This is a genomic window from Blautia liquoris (assembly GCF_015159595.1).
Lineage (GTDB): Bacteria > Bacillota > Clostridia > Lachnospirales > Lachnospiraceae > Novisyntrophococcus > Novisyntrophococcus liquoris.
Genome location: NZ_CP063304.1, coordinates 995,917 through 1,016,074 on the forward strand (window position 1 = coordinate 995,917; position 20,158 = coordinate 1,016,074).

Here is a 20,158-nt window from a genome sequence, read left to right on the forward strand (position 1 = left end):
TCAGGAGTGCGTTATGGCAAGAAGATCAAATAGAAGGGTAGATTCAAGAGCGGATCGTTATGTCAGAGATACTTATGAAGATGGAAGTGCTGTTCGTAGACTTTCCGATCTTCCATTGGAAGAAGAAAGTGTAGAGCTTCCGAAGAGAAAAGTCAGCAAAAGGACAAGCAGGAATCGCAAGCGTGCTATGCAGATGAGCAGGGGATATGTTCTTTTTCTGACCGCGATATGTACAGTTATGGTAGCACTCTGTGTTAATTTTCTGCAGCTTAAGGCTCAGATGACGACACAGAATGAAACAGTAATGTCCCTGGAGAGTAAATTAAGCAAATTGAAAGCAGATAATGATGCTTATTATAATACAGTGATGGCATCTGTCAATATGGATAAAGTCAAAGAGGCAGCCCTTAACCGTCTCGGTCTTCAATATGCAGATGAATCACAGGTTCGGTATTACAACATAGACCAGGAGGGTTATGTCAGACAATACTCGGACGTTCCGGATACGAAGTAAGTGAGGACGCAAATTGAGCAAAAGAACGACAAAGAAGCGTCAAAACATCATAAAGGAAAGAAAAAAAGACGGCAGGATAAGTAAAAAGCTGGTAGGACTATTCATCTTAGTCGTGCTGGCTTTAGTCGGTTTAGCACTTCGAATTACGTATATCAATGCCAGCGATCATCAGGATTATAAACGTCAGGTTCTGAATCAGACACAGCAGCAGTATAGCAGCCGTGTAATTCCTTTTAAGAGAGGTGAAATTCAGGATCGAAATGGCACCATCCTTGCTGCCAGCGAAAAAGTTTATAACGTGATTTTGGACTGCAAGATCGTAAACAGCAAGGTAAAAGTGAAGGACAAGTCTGCTAAGATTTATCTGGAACCAACCGTAAAGGCACTGGTTGAGGTTCTGGGCCTTGATGAGGACGATATCCGTTCCCGTCTGGAGGATGATAAAACAAAAAACAGCCAGTATCAGATTCTAAAAAAACAATTGTCCATCACAGACAAGAAAAAGTTTGAAGACTATCTGGATCTGGACAATGAGGAAAATAAGAGCCTAAGTGACAAAGAAAAACTGATGCGCCAGAGAGTGAAGGGAGTATGGTTTGAAGAGACTTATGTCAGAAGATACCCCATGAATTCTATGGCCAGTGATCTGATTGGATTCACCTATGACGGGATAACGGCTGACTGGGGAATCGAAGGTTATTATTCCAGCCTGCTAAATGGAGTGAATGGACGCCAGTTCGGATACTTTAATTCTGATGCTGATGTGGAACAGACGATCCAGGATCCCATAAACGGGAAAAATGTTATCTCCACCATCGATGCGAACATCCAGCAGATTATCAGAGATGCGTTGGAATCATATGAAAATGAGATGGCCAACGGACCAAATGGAACTGCCGCTGCAAAAAATGTCGGTGTAATTGCAATGAACCCTAATACCGGAGAGATTCTGGGAATGGATTCTTCCGACTGGTATGATCTGAATAATCCAAGGGATCTGAAGCCCTTTTATTCGGCGGAAGAGATTGCGGCCATGGATGATAAGGCACAGCTGGATGCATTGAATAAGATCTGGAGAAATTTCTGTATCTCTGATACTTTTGAACCGGGTTCCACGGTAAAGCCTATGACGGTTGCGGCTGCACTCGAGAGCGGCAGTATATCGGCAGATGATACTTATCACTGCAATGGATTTAAAACTGTATCGGGTCTGAAAATCAAATGTGCAATCTATCCCAATGGGCATGGGACATTATCCCTTGGTGACAGTCTGAAACATTCCTGTAATGTTGCGATGATGGACATCGCAGAAAAGATGGGAGCAGAAAACTTTCTCAGGTATCAGAAAATATTTAATTTCGGGGATTATACCGGAATCGATCTGCCTGGGGAGGGGAGCGGAATTCTCCATACGCAACAGGCTTTAGGTTCGACAGAGCTTGCCACGGCAGCGTTTGGACAAGGTTTTACCGGCACGATGATTCAGGAAATTGCTGCATTTTCATCTGTGATCAATGGAGGAACCTATTATAAACCCCATGTGGTGAGTTCAGTAACAGACAGTTTGGGAGCCGTCGTAGAGAACATAGATCCGGTTATGGTCAGAAAGACGATATCTCCGGAAGTCAGTAATGAAGTCCGGCAGTATCTGGGCACTGTGATGGACTCTGATGGATCGGGTGCGAAAGCAAAAGTGGCGGGATATAGCATGGGCGGAAAGACTGGTACAGCTCAGAAGATTCCGAGAACTGACAAAAAATATCTGGTATCCTTCATCGGATTCGCACCACTTGATCATCCGCAGGTTGCTTTGTATGTTGTGGTAGATGAGCCGAATGCAGCCATTCAGGCCAATAGTATCTATCCCCAGCAAATCTATAAAAAGATCATGAAGGAACTTCTGCCTTACCTGAACATCTTTCCAGCAGATCCATCGGCTGTTGAACTACCAGATAAAGATTCGACTACGAACAAAGCCGACGGCGTTGTGGATGAGAATGTTCCAAAGCCACCAGAAGGTGAAACCTCTGCAGGCAATAATAATATGTTAAGCGGTGGTGTGACGAATTCTGACGCGGAAATTACGAATGAATGAAAAAGTACTAACCCCATGGAAAAAACCATATAGTTTATTAATGGTTTCTATGGGGTGAATCTATGCGCAAAAACAAGACCTATAATAAGAAGAAAGTAGTTGTCATCTTCTTTTTGTGTGCCGCTATGCTGATCGGACTAGTGGGCAGACTTGTATATCTGATGGTATTCAGATCTGATTACTACTCAAAAAAGGCAGATCAGCTTCACGAGCGAGAGAGGGATATAAAAGCCGCACGTGGGAAGATATTAGACAGCAATGGAGTAATTCTCGCGGCAAACAAGACGGTCTGCACAATTTCCGTAATCCACTCCCAGATTGAGGATCAAAGTGCAGTGATCCGAATGCTTGTGAAGGAATTGGAGATTCCGGAAGAGACAGCGAGGAAACGAGTGGAGAAACGTTCATCAATAGAGCGTGTGAAGACAAATGTGGACAAGGAGGTCGGTGATCGCATCCGGGAATACGGATACAGCGGGGTAAAAGTGGATGAGGATTTTAAAAGGTACTACCCGTATGATACCTTAGCTTCACACGTCCTCGGATTTACCGGATCTGATAATCAGGGAATCATCGGACTTGAGGTAAAATATGATGATGTACTCGAAGGGATTAACGGGAAAATATTGACTACTACAGATGCCAGAGGGATTGAGCTTGACACAATAGGAGAAAGCCGTGTGGAGCCAGTTGCCGGTTATAATCTGCGCACAAGCATTGACTCTAATATTCAACTTTACTGTGAACAGGCTGCAAAAAAGGTCATGCAGGAACATCAGGCGGATTCTGTCTCAATTCTACTTATGAATCCACAAAACGGAGAGATTTACTCGTGTGTGAGTGTGCCGGAATTTAATCTGAATGATCCCTTTACCTTAAATTATGATGTGGATACTTCTGGGATGACGGAAGAAAAGATTCAGGATTTGTGTAATCAGATGTGGAGAAACCCCTGTATCAATGATACATATGAGCCAGGATCCTGCTTTAAAGTCTTTACGATGTCAGCAGCTCTCGAGGAGGGCGTTGTAAAACCGGATGATACATTCACCTGTGGCGGTTATCGAGTTGTAGAAGACAGGAGAATCCACTGTCACAAGAGAACCGGCCATGGCACGGAAACTTTCGTGCAGGGAGCTCAGAATTCTTGCAATCCGGTCTTTATTGATGTAGGTTTGCGACTGGGAGTCGATAATTTTTACAAGTATTTAAATAGATTCGGGCTGATGGATAAAACCGGTGTTGATCTTCCGGGCGAGGCGAATACGATCATGCATAAAAAATCAAATGTCGGTCCCGTAGAACTTGCCACGATGTCTTTCGGGCAGAGCTTTCAAGTGACACCCATGCAGCTTGCCGCGACAGCCAGCTCTTTAGTCAATGGCGGAACAAGGATCACACCACACTTTGGCGTGGAGGTGGTTGATGATGATGATAATTTGGTAGAAAAATTAAAATTCAAGACAAAAGAAGGCATTCTTTCGGAGAAAATATCCGATGAGGTGTGTGATATCCTGGAAAGTGTAGTATCGGAAGGGTCCGGTAAAAATGCAAAAATCGAGGGATATAAAATTGGCGGCAAGACGGCGACGTCTCAGACTCTTCCGAGAAGTGCGAATCGCTACATCTCTTCTTTTCTGGGGTTTGCACCTACAGACAATCCAAAAGTGCTGGGTCTCTTACTCATCAATAATCCGAAAGGGATCTATTGGGGAGGCACGATAGCCGCACCTGCCATGAGAGAGATATTCGAGAATATATTCCCTTATCTTGGAATTGAGAAGGCGGAAGTGCCGGTGAAGAGCGAGGATGGCGAATAAATATGCCTTGCAATCGAACTTTCGAGGATATATACTAAAGCAGTGTTCACGAATGGAGGAGAGTATGGATTATAAAAACATAGTAATCCCGGTGCTCCTGGCATTTGTCATAAGCATCGTACTGGGACCGGTCATCATACCGTTTCTTAGAAAACTTGGAATAGATCAGACGGAGCGGATAGAGGGCGTAAAGTCTCATCTTAAGAAGGCCGGGACACCCACGATGGGCGGACTGATCTTTTTGATATCTACCACAGTTACAACCTTATTCTATGTAAAAGAATATCCAAAGATTATCCCGGTTTTGTTTTTGACATTGGGATTTGGTTTGATTGGTTTTTTGGATGATTACTTAAAGGTTGTGATGAGAAGATCGGACGGCCTCCTTGCGGGGCAGAAGCTAGTCTGTCAGATTGTTGTGACTGCGATATTTGCGTACTATATGATTCATTATACCGATGTTCCACTTTCCATGAAGATTCCATTTTATCCGGGTAAATTGCTTGATATTGGTTGGATGGCAATTCCGCTGTTGTTCTTTGTAGTTCTCGGAACAGTCAATGGGGTAAATTTTACAGATGGTCTTGACGGACTTGCATCAAGCGTGACGGTTATTGTAGCCACTTTTTTCATGGTGATTGCAATTGGAGAGAGAAGTGGAATTGAACCGATGATCTGCGCTGTAATCGGAGCGTTGGCGGGTTTTCTTATGTTTAATGTGTTTCCGGCCAAGGTATTTATGGGAGATACCGGATCACTTGCGCTGGGAGGATTTGTGGCCGGAACAGCCTACATGCTTCAGATGCCGCTTTTTATTCCGATTGTAGGATTTATATATTTGTTTGAGATTGTATCTGTAATGCTGCAGGTCACTTATTTTAAGATAACACATGGAAAGAGAATATTTAAGATGACGCCGATTCATCACCATTTCGAACTGGTGGGGTGGTCGGAGACACGCATAGTTGCAGTGTTTTCCACAGTTACGGCGATGCTTGCGCTGGTCGCGATACTGGGGGTATAGCTGATTTTAGGAGGAAAAGTTATGAATTTACAAGGGAAAAAGGTCTGCGTGTTTGGAGCGAAAAAAAGCGGTATGAGTGCCGCTGCGCTTTTGCTGAAAGTCAGAGCATGTCCTTTTATTTACGATGAGAATGATAAATTAAAACCGGAAAAATTCCAGGTGATAACCGGAGAGTTTCCGAAAAAACTTCTAAGTGAAATAGAACTGGTAGTGTTAAGCCCCGGAGTCCCTACAGATCTGCCCGTTGTAGAAAAGCTCAGAGATGCCGGCATCCCGATCTGGGGTGAAGTGGAACTGGCTTACCGATTTGGATCGGGTATATTGATGGCTGTTACGGGTACAAATGGAAAGACAACGACGACGACACTATTGGGAGAGATTATGAAGAATTATCATCCGGAGACATTCGTAGTCGGCAATATCGGGATTCCCTATACGAAAGTAGCGGCAGAAGAAACCAGGAATTCTGTAACGGTAGCTGAGATTTCCAGTTTTCAGCTGGAGACGATCAGCACATTCCATCCAAAAGTCAGTGCAATTACCAATATCACAGAGGATCATATGAATCGTCATCATACGATGGAAGAATATATCCGTGTGAAAGAACTGATTGCAAGTAACCAGACATCTGATGACTATTGCATCTTGAACTATGAAGATGAGGTTTTGAGAAAATTTGGTGAGACGATCAAGCCAAGAGTAATATATTTCTCATCTGAACGTGTTCTTAAGAGCGGTATATACCTGGACCAAGGACATATCATGTACCGGGATGGACAAGCTGAACAAGAAGTGGTGGATACTGCCAAGCTTAAGATTCTGGGGCTTCACAATTATGAAAATGTGATGACAGCTGCCGCCATGGCTCTGTGCATCGGAGTTCCGCTTTCCTGTATTAAAGAGACCGTCAAAAAGTTTAAAGGTGTAGAACACCGGATTGAATATGTAACAGAGAAAAACCACGTTACATATTATAATGATTCGAAAGGCACAAATCCAGACGCTGCAATCAAAGGGATTCAGGCGATGAACAGACCGACACTTCTGATTGGGGGCGGATTTGACAAGGAGTCATCCTATGACAGCTGGATTCGCGCATTCAACGGCAAGGTAAAGTATCTGGTGCTCATCGGACAGACAAAGGAGAAGATTGCACAGGCGGCACGGGCAGGTTCATTCCCTGCGGATAACATTATTTTGTGTGAGAATCTGGAGGAGGCTGTGTCAAGATGTGCTGCACTTGCACTGCCAGGAGATGCAGTGCTTTTGTCCCCCGCCTGTGCCAGCTGGGGACAATTCGACAGCTATGAGCAGCGCGGGGACAAGTTTAAAGAGTATGTAAGAAACCTATAACATCTGACGGCTGACAGACAACGCCAGCCCCATCTCACTTAAGAGAAACAAGACAGAGGTGCCGCCGTAACTTATGAAGGGCAGCGTAATTCCCGTGTTTGGTATTGTGTTTGTGACAACTGCGATATTTAATATTACCTGAATTGCCATATGTCCCATGATGCCTGCGGCAATCAGTGCTCCGGGCAGATCAGGGGCGTGAGTGGATATCACCATCAGCCTCCAGACCAGCAGCACAAAGATGAGGATCACAAGACTTGCTCCGACGAGACCGGTTTCTTCACATATGATGGAGAAGATCATATCGTTTTGCGCCTCAGGAACAAAACCAAGTTTTTGAAGAGAACTTCCCAATCCTTTTCCAAAGACTCCCCCACTTCCGATGGCGTATAGCCCCTGGATTGTCTGAAAGCCTTTTTCATAAGCTTCCGGATTCCGCCATATGGCAAGCCGTTCCATGCGATAACTTTCCATCCCGAGAAAGACTGTCACTAATCCTACACCCGCACAGCCGATTCCTATAAAAGGAAGATAGTGTGGGTTGGAGACGAAGATCGTGATAACGGCAATACCAAGGATGATGATAGCAGTACTCAGGTTATTGGATCCCACGAGAGCAACGATCGGGAGCACACTCACCAGAATCATGATCATGAACCAGATGCCTGTGGTTTTTCTCTTTGAGCGGTCGATGACATAGGCCAGAAAGAGTATGACGGCAAGCTTTGCATATTCTGAAGGCTGAAAAGACAGAGGGCCTATGGAGAGCCACCGCCTGGAACCGTTGTACTCATCACCGAAGAAAAGTACAGCCAGAGACAGTAAAAGTGAGAGAACATAAAGAGCAGGAGCCAGTGCCAGAAGTTTGTGGTAATCCATTCGGGAGACGATGATCATGGCGAAAAATCCCAGGGCAGTTGCAAATAACTGCTTTTTGAAATAATATGCACTGTCATGGAATTTGACCCGGCCGTTATAGGCACTGGTTGAAAAAAGAAGGACAAGACCGCAGATGATCAAAATCATGACAAGAACAAGCAGAGTATAGTCAATACTGTATTTTTTCTTCATAGCGGACCCTTCAGCATTATACATGCGTCTTTTTCATTAGTTTATGAGATCAGATCCCTTGTTATGCAGGCACACACTCACACCTGTATAATGCCGTGTCAAAGAATGTGACAGCTGCATACTATATTGAGAGAAGACTGACGGGAGTTAAAAGCATTGGGCCTATATGAAATTGAAGGGGGAATTCCTCTGGATGGAGAAGTTCGTATTCAGGGGTCAAAAAATGCTGTCCTTCCCATGATGGCAGCCGCACTGCTGCAAAGAGGAACACTTTGCCTGAAAGGTTGTCCTGACATTCTGGATGTGCGATGCATGGAACGGATTTTAAAGAGTATCGGCGCCGGGATTAAAAGGGATGCCGATGATATATATATAGACTGCAGTCAAATAGATTCAGAAGCTGTACCGGGAGCGTATGCCGATAAGATGCGCTCCTCTGTTATTTTAATGGGGGCGTTGCTTGGCAGAACGAAAAAAGTCCGAATCGGGCTGCCCGGTGGGTGTACAATTGGAAAAAGACCTGTCGACTTACATCTGATGGTTCTGGAGGCATTGGGAGCACACCTTAAAGTGGAAGATGGTATGATTACAGGATATGCTGATGAAATGAAAGGAGGATTCTACAGATTCGAACGGCGCAGTGTGGGGGCTACAGAGAATGCTGTTCTGGCAGCCGTCTGTGCCGATGGAGTGACGATTCTTGAAAACTGCGCGAAAGAGCCGGAGATTGTTCATCTGTGCCGTCTGTTACGAGCCATGGGGGCGGAGATAGAAGGCGAAAAGAGTGGGAGAATCTGTATCAAAGGGGTTTCCGTATTGACCCAAACCACTTTCCAGGTGCCTGCGGACCGAATTGTCGCGGGAACTTATCTTCTGGCCGGGGCGGCGACCCGAGGACAAATTATACTGGATCAGGCGCCAGATGAAGAGATGAGTGCTCTTCTTTCAGTATATCATAAAATGGGTGGACAATATGAAGTAAAAGGTGGTAAACTAATATCGGACAGTCGGAACCTTAAGTATCCGGCTGCGTATCTTGAAACCGAAGAATATCCGGGATTTCCCACGGATCTTCAATCCCCTCTTTTGGCTGTATGCGCCGGAGTGACAGGGGTGAGTCAGGTGAATGAGACAATATTTGAAAACCGTTTTAAAGCAGCCCTGCAGATGAGAAAAATGGGTGCAGATATCCGGATAGAGAAAAGCACGGCGATTGTTCATGGATGCTCTCTCTATGGCGCAGATGTCGAAGCCTTTGATTTAAGAGGCGGTGCGGCCCTGGTTCTGGCCGGGCTTTGTGCGAAAGGAACCACTCGAATTTCTGGAATTCGCCATATAGAGCGCGGATATCAGGACATCTGCGGCGATATTCGAAGCCTAGGTGGGAGAATCAAAAAAAAGGTTGAATGAATGAATGACTTGTGGAGGATTTCATGGGACACAAAAGGAAAAGAGGACTGCCCAAGAGAAAGAAACGCTTGATCAGAGCTATGGCTGGCGGGATTTTTTTAATGGGAGTTTTGCTGTTTATCATTATCTTTTATACGATGAATGTTCAGGTTGAGGGAAATAAACGCTGCACAGATGATGAGATCAAGGGTATGGTTATGAAGGAACCATTCTCCTGGAATACTTTCCTGATGTCAAGATTAAAGAGCCACATCACATATGGCAGGCGGACAGTGATAGAGTCTGTAGATGTTGAGTATTTGAATCATAATTCAATTATCCTTCATGTCAGTGAGAGATATCCCATTGGATATGTGGAGTATGAGGGCTTTTATTATTATTTTGATAAAAAAGGAACAGTGTTGCAGACGATGCCAAAAGAGGAGACGGAACAGAAAACCTCCGACAAGTATAAAGAATATGAAGATGTCCCGCTGATCACGGGACTTGAGTTTAACAGCGAGAAAGAGGGAACAAAAATAAAGGTAAAAGACGTTCGGGTTCTCGACAGCATTCTGGAACTTATGAGAATGTTTGACAAGTACAGCATGAAACCCGACAGCGTTGAACTGTCCGGACAAGATGATTTTACACTACATTACGGAAATATTAGAGTGAATCTTGGAAAAGACGAAAGATTAGAAGATAAGATGACCAGAGCTGTGGCGATCATCCCCGAGCTGTCGAATGAATCAGGCACCCTTCATCTGGAAGACTATAAGTCTGATACTCAGAACATTATTTTCGATAAAGAATGAATCGCCAGTCTGTCAGGGGTTGTGAAACATTACGAAAAAGTAAAAAAAGAGTGAAAAAGTAAAAAAAGAGTTGATTAATCCTTGAAGAAAAGATATTATAATACTATATGCAACATGACTTTGGAACCCGAACAACATGACAAGGGAGCCCAATCAGGGCGGACTTCGAATGTTGCAGGATTGTGGGAGTGTGAAACACGGAGCAATCCGTGTATGTGTAAAGAAAAACAAATGATCAGGACAAAAGCTTACCCGGCCGGGTAGTAGAAATAGGCATATGCCGTGAAGGAGGAAGTACCTTGTTAGAAATTATGACAAATGAAGCGGAATCGTCCGCAAAGATTATCGTCATCGGTGTCGGTGGCGCTGGGAACAATGCAGTTAACCGCATGGTCGATGAAACAATAGGAGGGGTGGAGTTTGTCGGTGTCAATACCGATAAACAGGCATTAGCTTTATGCAAAGCTCCTACCGTTCTTCAGATTGGGGAGAAACTGACAAAAGGTCTTGGTGCCGGGGCAAAACCGGAAATTGGTGAGAAAGCTGCGGAAGAGAGCGTTGAAGAGATAAAGCAAATATTGGAAGGTGCAGATATGGTATTCGTCACCTGTGGTATGGGCGGAGGAACTGGTACCGGTGGGGCTCCGATTGTGGCCGGGATCGCAAAAGAGATGGGTATCTTGACGGTCGGCGTTGTCACAAAACCGTTCAGATTCGAGGCAAAGACCCGTATGAGTAATGCCCTTATGGGAATTGATAAATTAAAGCAGAACGTGGATACATTGATTGTGATCCCGAATGACAAACTTCTTGAGATTGTTGACCGCAGAACTACCATGCCGGAAGCTCTGAAAAAGGCCGATGAAGTTCTTCAGCAGGCAGTACAGGGCATTACAGACCTGATCAATCTGCCGGCACTGATTAATCTGGATTTTGCAGATGTTCAGACCGTTATGACGGACAAGGGTATCGCCCATATTGGTATCGGAGAGTCAAAGGGAGACGACAAAGCTCTCGAAGCTGTACAGCAGGCCGTTTCCAGTCCGCTTCTTGAGACTACAATCGAAGGTGCAACCCATGTTATCATCAACATTTCCGGTGATATCTCTCTTATGGATGCCAACGATGCCGCAAGCTATGTACAGAATCTGGCCGGAGAAGATGCGAATATCATCTTTGGTGCGATGTATGACGATTCTTTGACAGATACCTGTAAGATCACTGTGATCGCAACAGGTCTGGATGATTCAACAGCAAAACAGGCAAGTGTATCTGCATCCAGAAAAGCTTCGGAAAATAAACAAAAGACGAATAGTAATCCTGGATTCAAGATGCCTTCTCTGAATATGCCTAATTCTGGCACGTCTTCTCAGCCAAGACCGGCATCCGGTCAGGTGACAAGCAATGTACCGAAGAAGGATATCCAAATTCCGGACTTTTTGAAGAATCGCAGTCGATAAACATAATCTTAACATGAACATATCAGAGCAGGGGCTTTTGAAAGGCACCCTGCTTCAGCTATTTGAGGTGTGAAATGAAGATCAGCGGAAATACAAAATTAACGGGGCTTCTTGGAAGCCCGGTGGCGCACAGTATCTCTCCGCTTATGCACAATGAATCCTTTCGTGTACTTGGACTCGACTACGTCTATCTTTGTTTTGACGTGAAAGAGAACTGCCTGAAAACTGCAGTGGAAGGACTGAAAGCATGCGGCATCAGAGGGTTTAATGTTACGATGCCGAATAAGAACAGAATAGTCTCTCTGATGGATCATCTGTCGCCTGCTGCCAGCCTGATCGGAGCGGTGAACACGGTGATCAATGATGGAGGTGTTCTCACAGGATGCAATACAGACGGTGTGGGATTTATGCGTTCTGCACATGCTGCAGGGTATGATATTATTGGTCAGGAGATGACTGTGCTTGGAAACGGTGGTGCTGCGACTGCGGTATGTGCGCAGGCGGCACTTGATGGAGTAAAAAGAATTCATATATTTTTGCGAAGAGAAAGCACTTATTACGACAGAACCGAGAAACTGGCAAAAAGGCTAAATGAAGAGACATCCTGCGAAGTACTTCTGTATGAACAGGGGGATGTTGAAAGTCTTCAAAGCTGCATCCTGCAAAGTGCGATTTTGGTAAACGGCACCCCTGTGGGGATGTCGCCGGATGTGGATCATTCGCTGATCGAGGATTCCTCTTTATTACGGCCCGGTTTGATTGTAAGTGATCTGATCTACGAGCCAAAAGAGACGAAACTCTTAAAATTGGCACGATCTGTAGGCTGCCATACATTCAATGGAATGTATATGCTGCTTTATCAGGGTGCAGAATCCTTTCGGTTATGGACAGGTCATATGATGCCAGTTGATCGGATCAGAAAGATGTACTTTGAGGTTTGAGATGAGTTTAAGAATAAAAAGCATAACTCTTGGAGATGGGATTCCCAGGATATGCGTTCCTATTACGGGTAAGAGCAGGGAAGAGATCTTATCACAAAGTGAGATTATTGCCAGAAGCCAACCGGATCTTGTAGAATGGCGAAGTGATTACTATGAAGATGTTCTGAAGGGAGAGAGTGCACTTCAAATCCTTGAGAGTCTCTCTGGAATTTTTGGGGGGATTCCCGTTATATTTACATTCCGTTCAGTTGAAGAGGGCGGAAATAAAGAAATCAGCGTTTGGGAGTATCAGACGTTAAATATCGCTGTTGCACAGCAGGCAAAGGCGGATCTGATTGATGTAGAGGTTTACCGAAAAGACTTTAATGCCTGCTCAATGATCAGACAGATCCATCACCTGAATGGCAAGGTTGTCGGGTCAAATCATAATTTCCAAATCACATATGAGAGTGAGAAAATGGCTGAGATTTTATACGGTATGGATGAGTGTGGGGCAGATATCCTTAAGCTTGCCATGATGCCGAAAACGCCAGAGGATATCCTGCGCTTATTTGAAGTGACACGTCAGGTATCCGATAATACCCAAAAGCCTGTAGTGACTATGTCTATGGGGAACTTGGGGAAAATCAGCAGAATCGGCGGCGGAGTCTTTGGTTCTGCCATAACATTCGCATCGGCAGTTGATGTGTCTGCACCTGGTCAGATTCCGCTCAGTGAGATGAGACATATTCTGGCGACGATTTATAACAGCACAGCAAAACAGTGATGAAGAACTTGGCAGGTCAAAAAAGGTTATACCACAAAGCAGTAATACAGGCTTTGTGGTATAACCTTTTTTGATGAAAGAAAATATTGCTTTTGACTTTCGCTTTTTTGCTCTTATTGTTTTGTTGTGTGCTGCGTTAAAAGTGGATTTGTGTCGAACTTTTCTTTGGAATAGCTGCCCTGTTTTGACAAAATTAACAAAGGGTAATGTCTATAATAGTATTTGTTGCTCCAGTAAGTACTCATAAGTCTGCAGGGGGGTGCTTTTGTATTACGAATTCTATCTGGATGTTTATTTCTTAGAGAATCTCGTGATGAACTATGCATTATTACGCATTACAAACAAACTTCTTGGATGTTCTGCCACGCACCTTCGAAGTTTGCTGTCTGCTGCGGTTTCATCAGCAGCATCTGTATGCATAATACTGCTGTACCGATACAGCATGATAAGTACGATACTGGTTTCTGTGGCTGCAAATACTTTAATGGTAAGATTTGGCTGCAAAATCAAAGATGGAAAACTCCTGGTACGAGGTATCTGCCTGTTCTATACAGGGAGTGCGGGTATGGGGATGTTGTTCTCAAACTTAAGAAGAATGACAGGTGCGACAGGTGTGAGGGCATTCGTTGTTACGACGGCTGCAGCATATTGCTGTATCAGTCTTGTTTCCTGGATTTGTAACAGACTGAAAAGAAAACAGCAGCGTATCTGCGATGTCACTCTTTTCCAGGGCGGAAGAGAAATACATCTGAGGGGACTTTACGATACAGGCAATATGCTTTGGGATACCACTTTGCAAAGCTATGTGTCAGTCATTGACATTGTGCCTGTAAAGGAACTGCTTTCAGAGGAAGCCGCAGAGGAGCTTGCTAAATTCTGTCAAAAAGATATCTGTGATAAACCAGAACTTCTTTTGACATTAAAGCCTCACTATATTCCATACAAATGTGTAGGCTGTGAGATGGGACTGCTCCCTGCTGTTGTTCTGGATACGATGTATCTGAAACAAAATGGTGTACAAAAAGTGATTACTCACCCGGTAATTGCTGTCGATAAAACCTATAGTTCTTCTCTCCGGAGCTATCAGATGATTTTGAACCCGAATCTAATAGACAGTTAGGAGGAATTCATATATGTTGATGCAAGCTACGCTGCCAAGCCATTTTCGGCTTCGCATGCTGCCCAGATTTCAAACGGTGATGTATAAGAAACCGGGTGAACTTTTTTATATAGGTGGAAATGATGTTCTGCCGGAACCGCTTGGTGCCACAGATGAGGCGCGGGCAATCTCCCAGCTTTCAGGGGAGACAAGTGAAGCCGAAGCCGCCAGAAGTAAGCTAATTGAACATAATCTAAGACTGGTCGTGTACATTGCGCAGAAATTCGATAATACCGGAGTTGGTATTGAAGATCTGATATCTATTGGAACCATTGGACTGATCAAAGCGATCAATACATTCAACGCAGAAAAGAAAATAAAACTGGCGACCTATGCGTCTAGATGCATCGAGAATGAGATTCTTATGTATCTGCGCAGAAATAATAAGACAAAGATGGAAGTCTCTATCGATGAACCACTGAATGTAGACTGGGACGGCAATGAACTCTTGTTGTCTGACATATTGGGAACCGATGAAGACATTATATACAAGGGAATTGAAGACGAAGTTGAAAAGAAACTTCTTGGAAAAGCGATTGGAAAGCTAAATGACAGAGAACAGACAATCGTTAAACTCAGATTTGGAATAAACATGCCTGAGGGAAAAGAAAAGACACAAAAGGAAGTCGCTGACTTGCTGGGAATATCTCAGTCATATATCTCCAGACTGGAAAAACGAATCATGAAACAGCTAAGACGCGAAATCGTTAAGTACGAATGACCGCGGAATGCATAAACACCCTTTTTTCGCACTGTATTTTTATTGATGCAGTGGCGCAAAAGAGGGTGTTTTTGTCTTGTCAAGGGCTAAAACTTTATTAAATTTCGTCCCAAAACGCATACTTAGACACCAGAATGAGAATCATTTTATTAAAGACAAAAACACGATACCACATCTTTTGACTCTGGTATCATAGAAAATAGAAATAGGAGGATTCTTGTTATGGCACTTAATAAAGTTGAAATATGTGGTGTGAATACGGCAAAGCTTCCGATTCTGACGAACGAAGAAAAAGAGACTCTTCTTTTCAAAGTGAAAGAGGGAGATGAGGAAGCCAGACAGCGTTACATCAAAGGTAATCTGAGACTTGTCTTAAGCGTGATCAAGCGTTTTTCGAGCAGCAACGAGAACGCGGATGATCTGTTTCAGATCGGATGTATCGGACTTATTAAAGCGATTGACAATTTTGACACTACAATGAACGTGAAGTTCTCAACCTATGCAGTTCCAATGATTATCGGTGAGATACGCCGTTATCTGCGAGATAATAATGCCATTCGTGTTTCGCGGTCACTTCGGGATACCGCTTACAAAGCGATCAATGCTCGCGATATGTATATGAAACGAAATATGAAAGAACCTACCATTATGGAAATAGCGGATGAAATTGGAATTGATAAAGAGGATATTGTCTATGCGCTGGATGCGATTCAGAGTCCTATGAGCCTTTATGATCCGGTTTATACAGAGGGCGGTGATACTCTATACGTCATGGATCAAGTCAGCGATAAAAAGAATAAGGAAGAAAACTGGGTTCAGAATCTTGCTTTATCCGATGCGCTTGATAGACTTGCCAAGAGAGAAAGACATATTATAAACCTTCGTTTTTATGAAGGAAAAACACAGATGGAGGTGGCGGATGAGATAGGAATCTCACAGGCACAGGTCAGCCGTTTAGAGAAAAGTGCACTTCGCAGCATGAAAGCATATTTGAATTAAAACTTGACAATTTAAAAACGTAAGCTTACACTAACTATTAGAGAGATGTCTCTGAAAAGGATTATCTTCTGAAAGGAAATTTTCCTAAAAGAAATAGGGAAGGAAAGATCAGTCATGACATTAAAAGAATTGGAAATTGGCCAGTCAGCAGTGATTGAAACTGTTGGCGGTGAAGGTCCGCTTCGGCAGCATTTTCTCGATATGGGCGTGATCCCGGGTGTGGAGGTCACACTTGAAAAATATGCACCGATGGGTGATCCCATGGAATTGCGTATTCACGGTTATGAGCTTACACTGCGCTTAACGGATGCAGAAAAGATCAAGATTCAGCTGTCACATAAAAAAACCAGAGAAAAAGCAGAACAGACAAAAGAAAAAGCAAAAGAAGTTTTGGATATGCATATCGAGCACCCCGGTCTCGGGGAGGGAGGAAGATTCCATGTAAAAGCGGATGAGCACCCTCTTCCAGACGGCACGGTGCTCACATTTGCGCTTGCAGGTAATCAGAACAGCGGAAAGACAACACTGTTTAATCAATTAACCGGATCTAACCAACATGTTGGCAACTTCCCCGGTGTTACGGTGGATAAAAAAAGCGGAACAATCAAGCGACATCCGGATACTTTGGTGACGGACCTGCCCGGGATCTATTCCCTGTCCCCTTACAGCAGCGAGGAAGTTGTCTCTTTGCAGTTCATCCTGAACGAAAAGCCAAAGGGTATCATCAATATTGTGGATGCGACGAATATGGAGAGAAATCTCTATCTGACAATGCAGCTGATGGATCTGGATGTGCCTGTTGTGCTTGCACTTAATATGATGGATGAGGTGACGGGTAACGGCGGTTCTGTGAAGATCAATGAGATGGAGGAGATGCTTGGGATTCCGGTGGTTCCGATCTCCGCGGCGAAAAACGACGGGATTGATGAACTTATTCAACATGCCGTTCACATAGCAAAATATCAGGAGCGCCCAGGCAGAAAAGATTTCTGTGATGAAAATGATCACGGCGGTGCTGTACACAGATGTCTGCACGGAATTATGCATTTGATCGAAGACCATGCAAAAGCGGCAGATATTCCCGTTCGGTTTGCTGCGACCAAGATTATCGAAGGAGACAAGCGAATTACCGGTGCACTTGCTCTTGATCAAAATGAAGAAGAGGCGATTGAACATATTATCACTCAGATGGAGACGGAACGGGGTCTGGATCGTACGGCGGCGATCGCCGATATGCGTTTCTCCTTTATTCAGAAACTGGTTGACAGCTGTGTGATCAAACCGAAAGAGAGCAAAGAGCGGGAGAGAAGCCGCAGGCTTGACCGGATACTTACTGGAAGATATACGGCGATTCCATCTTTCATAGTGATTATGGGAATGGTTTTCTATCTGACCTTCAACGTAATTGGATCATTTCTTCAGGATAAACTGGAAACCTTCATCGAATGGCTGACAAAGCTTGTGGACATAGGGCTTACATCGTGGAATGTCAATGAAGCGTTACATTCACTGGTCGTAGACGGTATCTTTAACGGTGTTGGCAGTGTCTTAAGTTTTCTGCCCATTATCGTGACATTGTTCTTCTTCCTGTCATTACTTGAAGACACAGGATATATGGCAAGGGTTGCATTTGTAATGGATAAACTTCTGCGAAAGATCGGGTTATCCGGAAGAAGCATTGTGCCGATGCTTATCGGTTTCGGATGTTCTGTGCCGGCGGTTATGTCCAGCCGAACCCTGCCATCAGAGAGAGATCGGAAGATGACGATCACGCTGATACCTTTTATGAGTTGTACCGCGAAACTTCCAATCTATGGATTCTTCACAGCAGCATTTTTTCCGAAGCATGCAGGCCTTATTATGGTTTGTCTGTATTTTCTGGGTATTGTAGTTGGAATTCTCACGGCCCTGATCTCGAAAAGCAGCATATTCAAAGGCGAAGCAGTTCCATTCGTCATGGAACTTCCAAACTACCGTCTGCCAGGTGCAAAGAATGTATTAAGACTCCTCTGGGAGAAAGCAAAAGACTTCCTTCAGAGGGCATTTACAGTGATCTTTATCGCCACAATTGTGATATGGTTCCTGCAGACTTTTGATCTGCATCTGAACATGGTATCTGATTCCAAGGACAGTATTCTGGCATTGGTTGCAGGATTTATCGCACCGATCTTTAAACCCCTGGGACTGGGAGACTGGAGAATTAGTACCTCGCTGATTGTCGGATTCCTTGCAAAAGAGAGCGTGGTTTCTACACTTTCTGTTTTATTTGGAAGTACTGCAGCACTGCTGAAAGCGATGGAGCCACTGGCAGCGGCATCTATGCTGGTGTTCTGTCTGCTGTATACACCATGTGTTGCAGCGGTTGCATCAATCAAGAGAGAACTTGGCGGCAAATGGGCGGCAGGAATTGTAGTTCTTCAGTGTACGGTTGCCTGGATCGTCGCTTTTATAGTAAGAATGGTTGGAATGCTGTTCGTATAAGCTGGAAGCGGTAAAGGGCAGTCTGCTGTATTATAAAAATAAAAGGGCCTTTCACACGAAAATCCAAACGTGAGAAAGACCCTTTTACTTACTTGATTTTTAATTGTTATATCACAATCACCGGAAGAGTTATGCCTCGTCTACCGGGAATGCGAAATAGCGTACAGCGTTATTGTAGGAGATTCCCTTAACGATTGTTTCAAGGGCTTTGTAGTCAGCCGGATATTCTCCGTTTTCTACCCATCCTCCGATCAGCTCACAAAGTACCCTGCGGAAATATTCATGTCTTGTGTAAGACAGGAAGCTTCTGGAATCTGTGAGCATGCCTATGAAGTTTCCAAGCAGACCTAAGTTGGCAAGAGATGTCATTTGCTCAGTCATTCCATGTTTATGATCATTGAACCACCATGCAGAACCCTGCTGAATCTTTCCAACAGCGGAGGAATCCTGGAAGCATCCGATCAGTGAACCAATGTAAGCATTGTCGTTCGGGTTCAACGAGTAGAGAATAGTTTTTGGAAGTTCATCTGTTGCAACGAGAGAATTCAGGAAGTCTGCGGCTGTGGCAGACGGTGCATAGTTGTCGATGCAGTCATATCCGGTATCCGGACCTAATTTTTTGAACATCAGGTCATTATTGTCTCTCTTGCATCCAAAGTGAATCTGCATTACCCAGTTTCTCTTGTGATATTCCTTTGCCACAAACTGCATAAAGGCAGTCTTGAACTTCAGCTGTTCTTCGGAAGTGATACTGTCTCCGGACAGACGTTTTGTGAAGATGATATTAACTTCTTCTTCCGTGGCAGGAGCGAAGTAGATATATGTCAAAGCATGATCCGATACACAACACCCATTTTCTGCAAAGTAATCCATACGTTTGATCAGTGCTTCTTTCATAGAAGCCATGTCTTTAATTTTTATACCTGCAGCATCGGAAAGTTGTTTGATGTAATCGAGATAAGTATCTTTCTCGAGATTCATCGCTTTGTCCGGACGCCATGCCGGCAGAACTTTAACATCAAAAGAGTTATCTGCTTTTAAAACCTGATGCCAGTGTAAATCATCTGCAGGATCATCTGTCGTGCAGAGCAGTCTGACATTAGACATTTTAATCAGGCCTCTCACGGACATCTCGGGGGTATGGAGTTTTTCATTGCACAAGTTCCACACTTCCTCTGCGGTATCTCCGTTTAATACGCCTTCATATCCGAAGTATCTGCGAAGCTCCAGATGACTCCACTGGTAGAGAGGATTTCCAATGGCTTTTTCCAATGTCTCTGCCCATTTCTGAAATTTTTCTCTCGGGCTCGCATCACCGGTGATGTATTTTTCATCAATTCCGTTAGATCGCATCTGACGCCATTTATAATGGTCTCCGCCAAGCCATACCTCGGTGATATTGTCGAACTGTTTATTTTCTGCGATTTCTGCCGGATCAATATGACAGTGATAATCCACGATCGGCATATGTTTGGCATAGTCGTGGTATAGTTTCTGTGCTGTTTCGGTTGACAGCAGGAAATCTTCGTCTAAAAATGATTTCATAA

General features: G+C 44.1%; 16 protein-coding genes. 14 read left to right on the plus strand and 2 right to left on the minus strand.

What is annotated here, in order from left to right; all coding sequences use genetic code 11:
- The first annotated feature begins 13 nt into the window (after window positions 1–13).
- The 5 genes from INP51_RS04540 to murD all read left to right on the plus strand — a co-directional run bounded on the left by INP51_RS04540 (window position 14) and on the right by murD (window position 6,806).
- The gene (locus tag INP51_RS04540) at window positions 14–514 is read left to right on the plus strand and encodes a hypothetical protein (protein ID WP_193736544.1); all 501 of its coding nucleotides are present in this window, start codon (window positions 14–16) and stop codon (window positions 512–514) included.
- Between the two features lie 13 nt (window positions 515–527).
- Window positions 528–2,609: a peptidoglycan D,D-transpeptidase FtsI family protein gene (locus INP51_RS04545; protein WP_230406878.1), complete on the plus strand. Its 2,082-nt coding sequence runs from the start codon at window positions 528–530 to the stop codon at window positions 2,607–2,609.
- A 62-nt stretch (window positions 2,610–2,671) separates the two neighbouring features.
- Window positions 2,672–4,429, plus strand: a complete 1,758-nt coding sequence (locus INP51_RS04550; protein WP_193736545.1) for a peptidoglycan D,D-transpeptidase FtsI family protein — start codon at window positions 2,672–2,674, stop codon at window positions 4,427–4,429.
- 64 nt (window positions 4,430–4,493) lie between these two features.
- Window positions 4,494–5,453 carry a phospho-N-acetylmuramoyl-pentapeptide-transferase gene (gene mraY, locus INP51_RS04555; protein WP_193736546.1) on the plus strand — a complete coding sequence of 320 codons (960 nt, stop codon included), beginning with the start codon at window positions 4,494–4,496 and terminating at the stop codon, window positions 5,451–5,453.
- A gap of 21 nt (window positions 5,454–5,474) precedes the next feature.
- The gene (murD, locus tag INP51_RS04560; protein WP_193736547.1) at window positions 5,475–6,806 is read left to right on the plus strand and encodes a UDP-N-acetylmuramoyl-L-alanine--D-glutamate ligase; all 1,332 of its coding nucleotides are present in this window, start codon (window positions 5,475–5,477) and stop codon (window positions 6,804–6,806) included.
- On the opposite strand, the gene INP51_RS04565 is transcribed toward murD, so the two are convergent.
- Window positions 6,801–7,877 (minus strand): FtsW/RodA/SpoVE family cell cycle protein, encoded by a 1,077-nt coding sequence (locus INP51_RS04565; protein WP_193736548.1) that lies wholly within the window; start codon window positions 7,875–7,877, stop codon window positions 6,801–6,803. The genes murD and INP51_RS04565 overlap by 6 nt on opposite strands.
- 156 nt (window positions 7,878–8,033) lie before the next feature.
- Here INP51_RS04565 and murA point away from each other — a divergent pair, with 156 nt between their 5' ends.
- From murA to feoB, 9 genes are all read left to right on the plus strand, one after another.
- On the plus strand, window positions 8,034–9,287 hold the full coding sequence (gene murA, locus INP51_RS04570; protein ID WP_193736549.1) for a UDP-N-acetylglucosamine 1-carboxyvinyltransferase: 1,254 nt from the start codon (window positions 8,034–8,036) through the stop codon (window positions 9,285–9,287).
- Window positions 9,288–9,310: 23 nt separating this feature from the next.
- On the plus strand, window positions 9,311–10,084 hold the full coding sequence (locus INP51_RS04575) for a cell division protein FtsQ/DivIB (RefSeq protein WP_193736550.1): 774 nt from the start codon (window positions 9,311–9,313) through the stop codon (window positions 10,082–10,084).
- Between the two features lie 311 nt (window positions 10,085–10,395).
- On the plus strand, window positions 10,396–11,544 hold the full coding sequence (gene ftsZ, locus INP51_RS04580) for a cell division protein FtsZ (protein ID WP_193737241.1): 1,149 nt from the start codon (window positions 10,396–10,398) through the stop codon (window positions 11,542–11,544).
- A 74-nt stretch (window positions 11,545–11,618) separates the two neighbouring features.
- The gene (locus INP51_RS04585; protein WP_193736551.1) at window positions 11,619–12,485 is read left to right on the plus strand and encodes a shikimate dehydrogenase; all 867 of its coding nucleotides are present in this window, start codon (window positions 11,619–11,621) and stop codon (window positions 12,483–12,485) included.
- Window position 12,486: 1 nt separating this feature from the next.
- Entirely contained in the window at window positions 12,487–13,251 is a 765-nt protein-coding gene (gene aroD, locus INP51_RS04590; RefSeq protein ID WP_193736552.1) for a type I 3-dehydroquinate dehydratase, read from the plus strand.
- A 265-nt stretch (window positions 13,252–13,516) separates the two neighbouring features.
- Entirely contained in the window at window positions 13,517–14,371 is an 855-nt protein-coding gene (locus INP51_RS04595; RefSeq protein ID WP_193736553.1) for a sigma-E processing peptidase SpoIIGA, read from the plus strand.
- 13 nt (window positions 14,372–14,384) lie between these two features.
- Window positions 14,385–15,131 carry an RNA polymerase sporulation sigma factor SigE gene (sigE, locus tag INP51_RS04600; protein WP_193736554.1) on the plus strand — a complete coding sequence of 249 codons (747 nt, stop codon included), beginning with the start codon at window positions 14,385–14,387 and terminating at the stop codon, window positions 15,129–15,131.
- A gap of 222 nt (window positions 15,132–15,353) precedes the next feature.
- Window positions 15,354–16,130, plus strand: coding sequence for an RNA polymerase sporulation sigma factor SigG (sigG, locus tag INP51_RS04605; protein WP_193736555.1), 777 nt, complete (start codon window positions 15,354–15,356; stop codon window positions 16,128–16,130).
- Window positions 16,131–16,244: 114 nt separating this feature from the next.
- On the plus strand, window positions 16,245–18,611 hold the full coding sequence (gene feoB / locus INP51_RS04610; RefSeq protein WP_193736556.1) for a ferrous iron transport protein B: 2,367 nt from the start codon (window positions 16,245–16,247) through the stop codon (window positions 18,609–18,611).
- Window positions 18,612–18,740: 129 nt separating this feature from the next.
- Here feoB and uxaC read toward each other — a convergent pair whose 3' ends face one another.
- Complete coding sequence (gene uxaC, locus INP51_RS04615) at window positions 18,741–20,156, minus strand: glucuronate isomerase (protein ID WP_193736557.1); 1,416 nt, start codon at window positions 20,154–20,156, stop codon at window positions 18,741–18,743.
- Window positions 20,157–20,158: the final 2 nt, after the last annotated feature.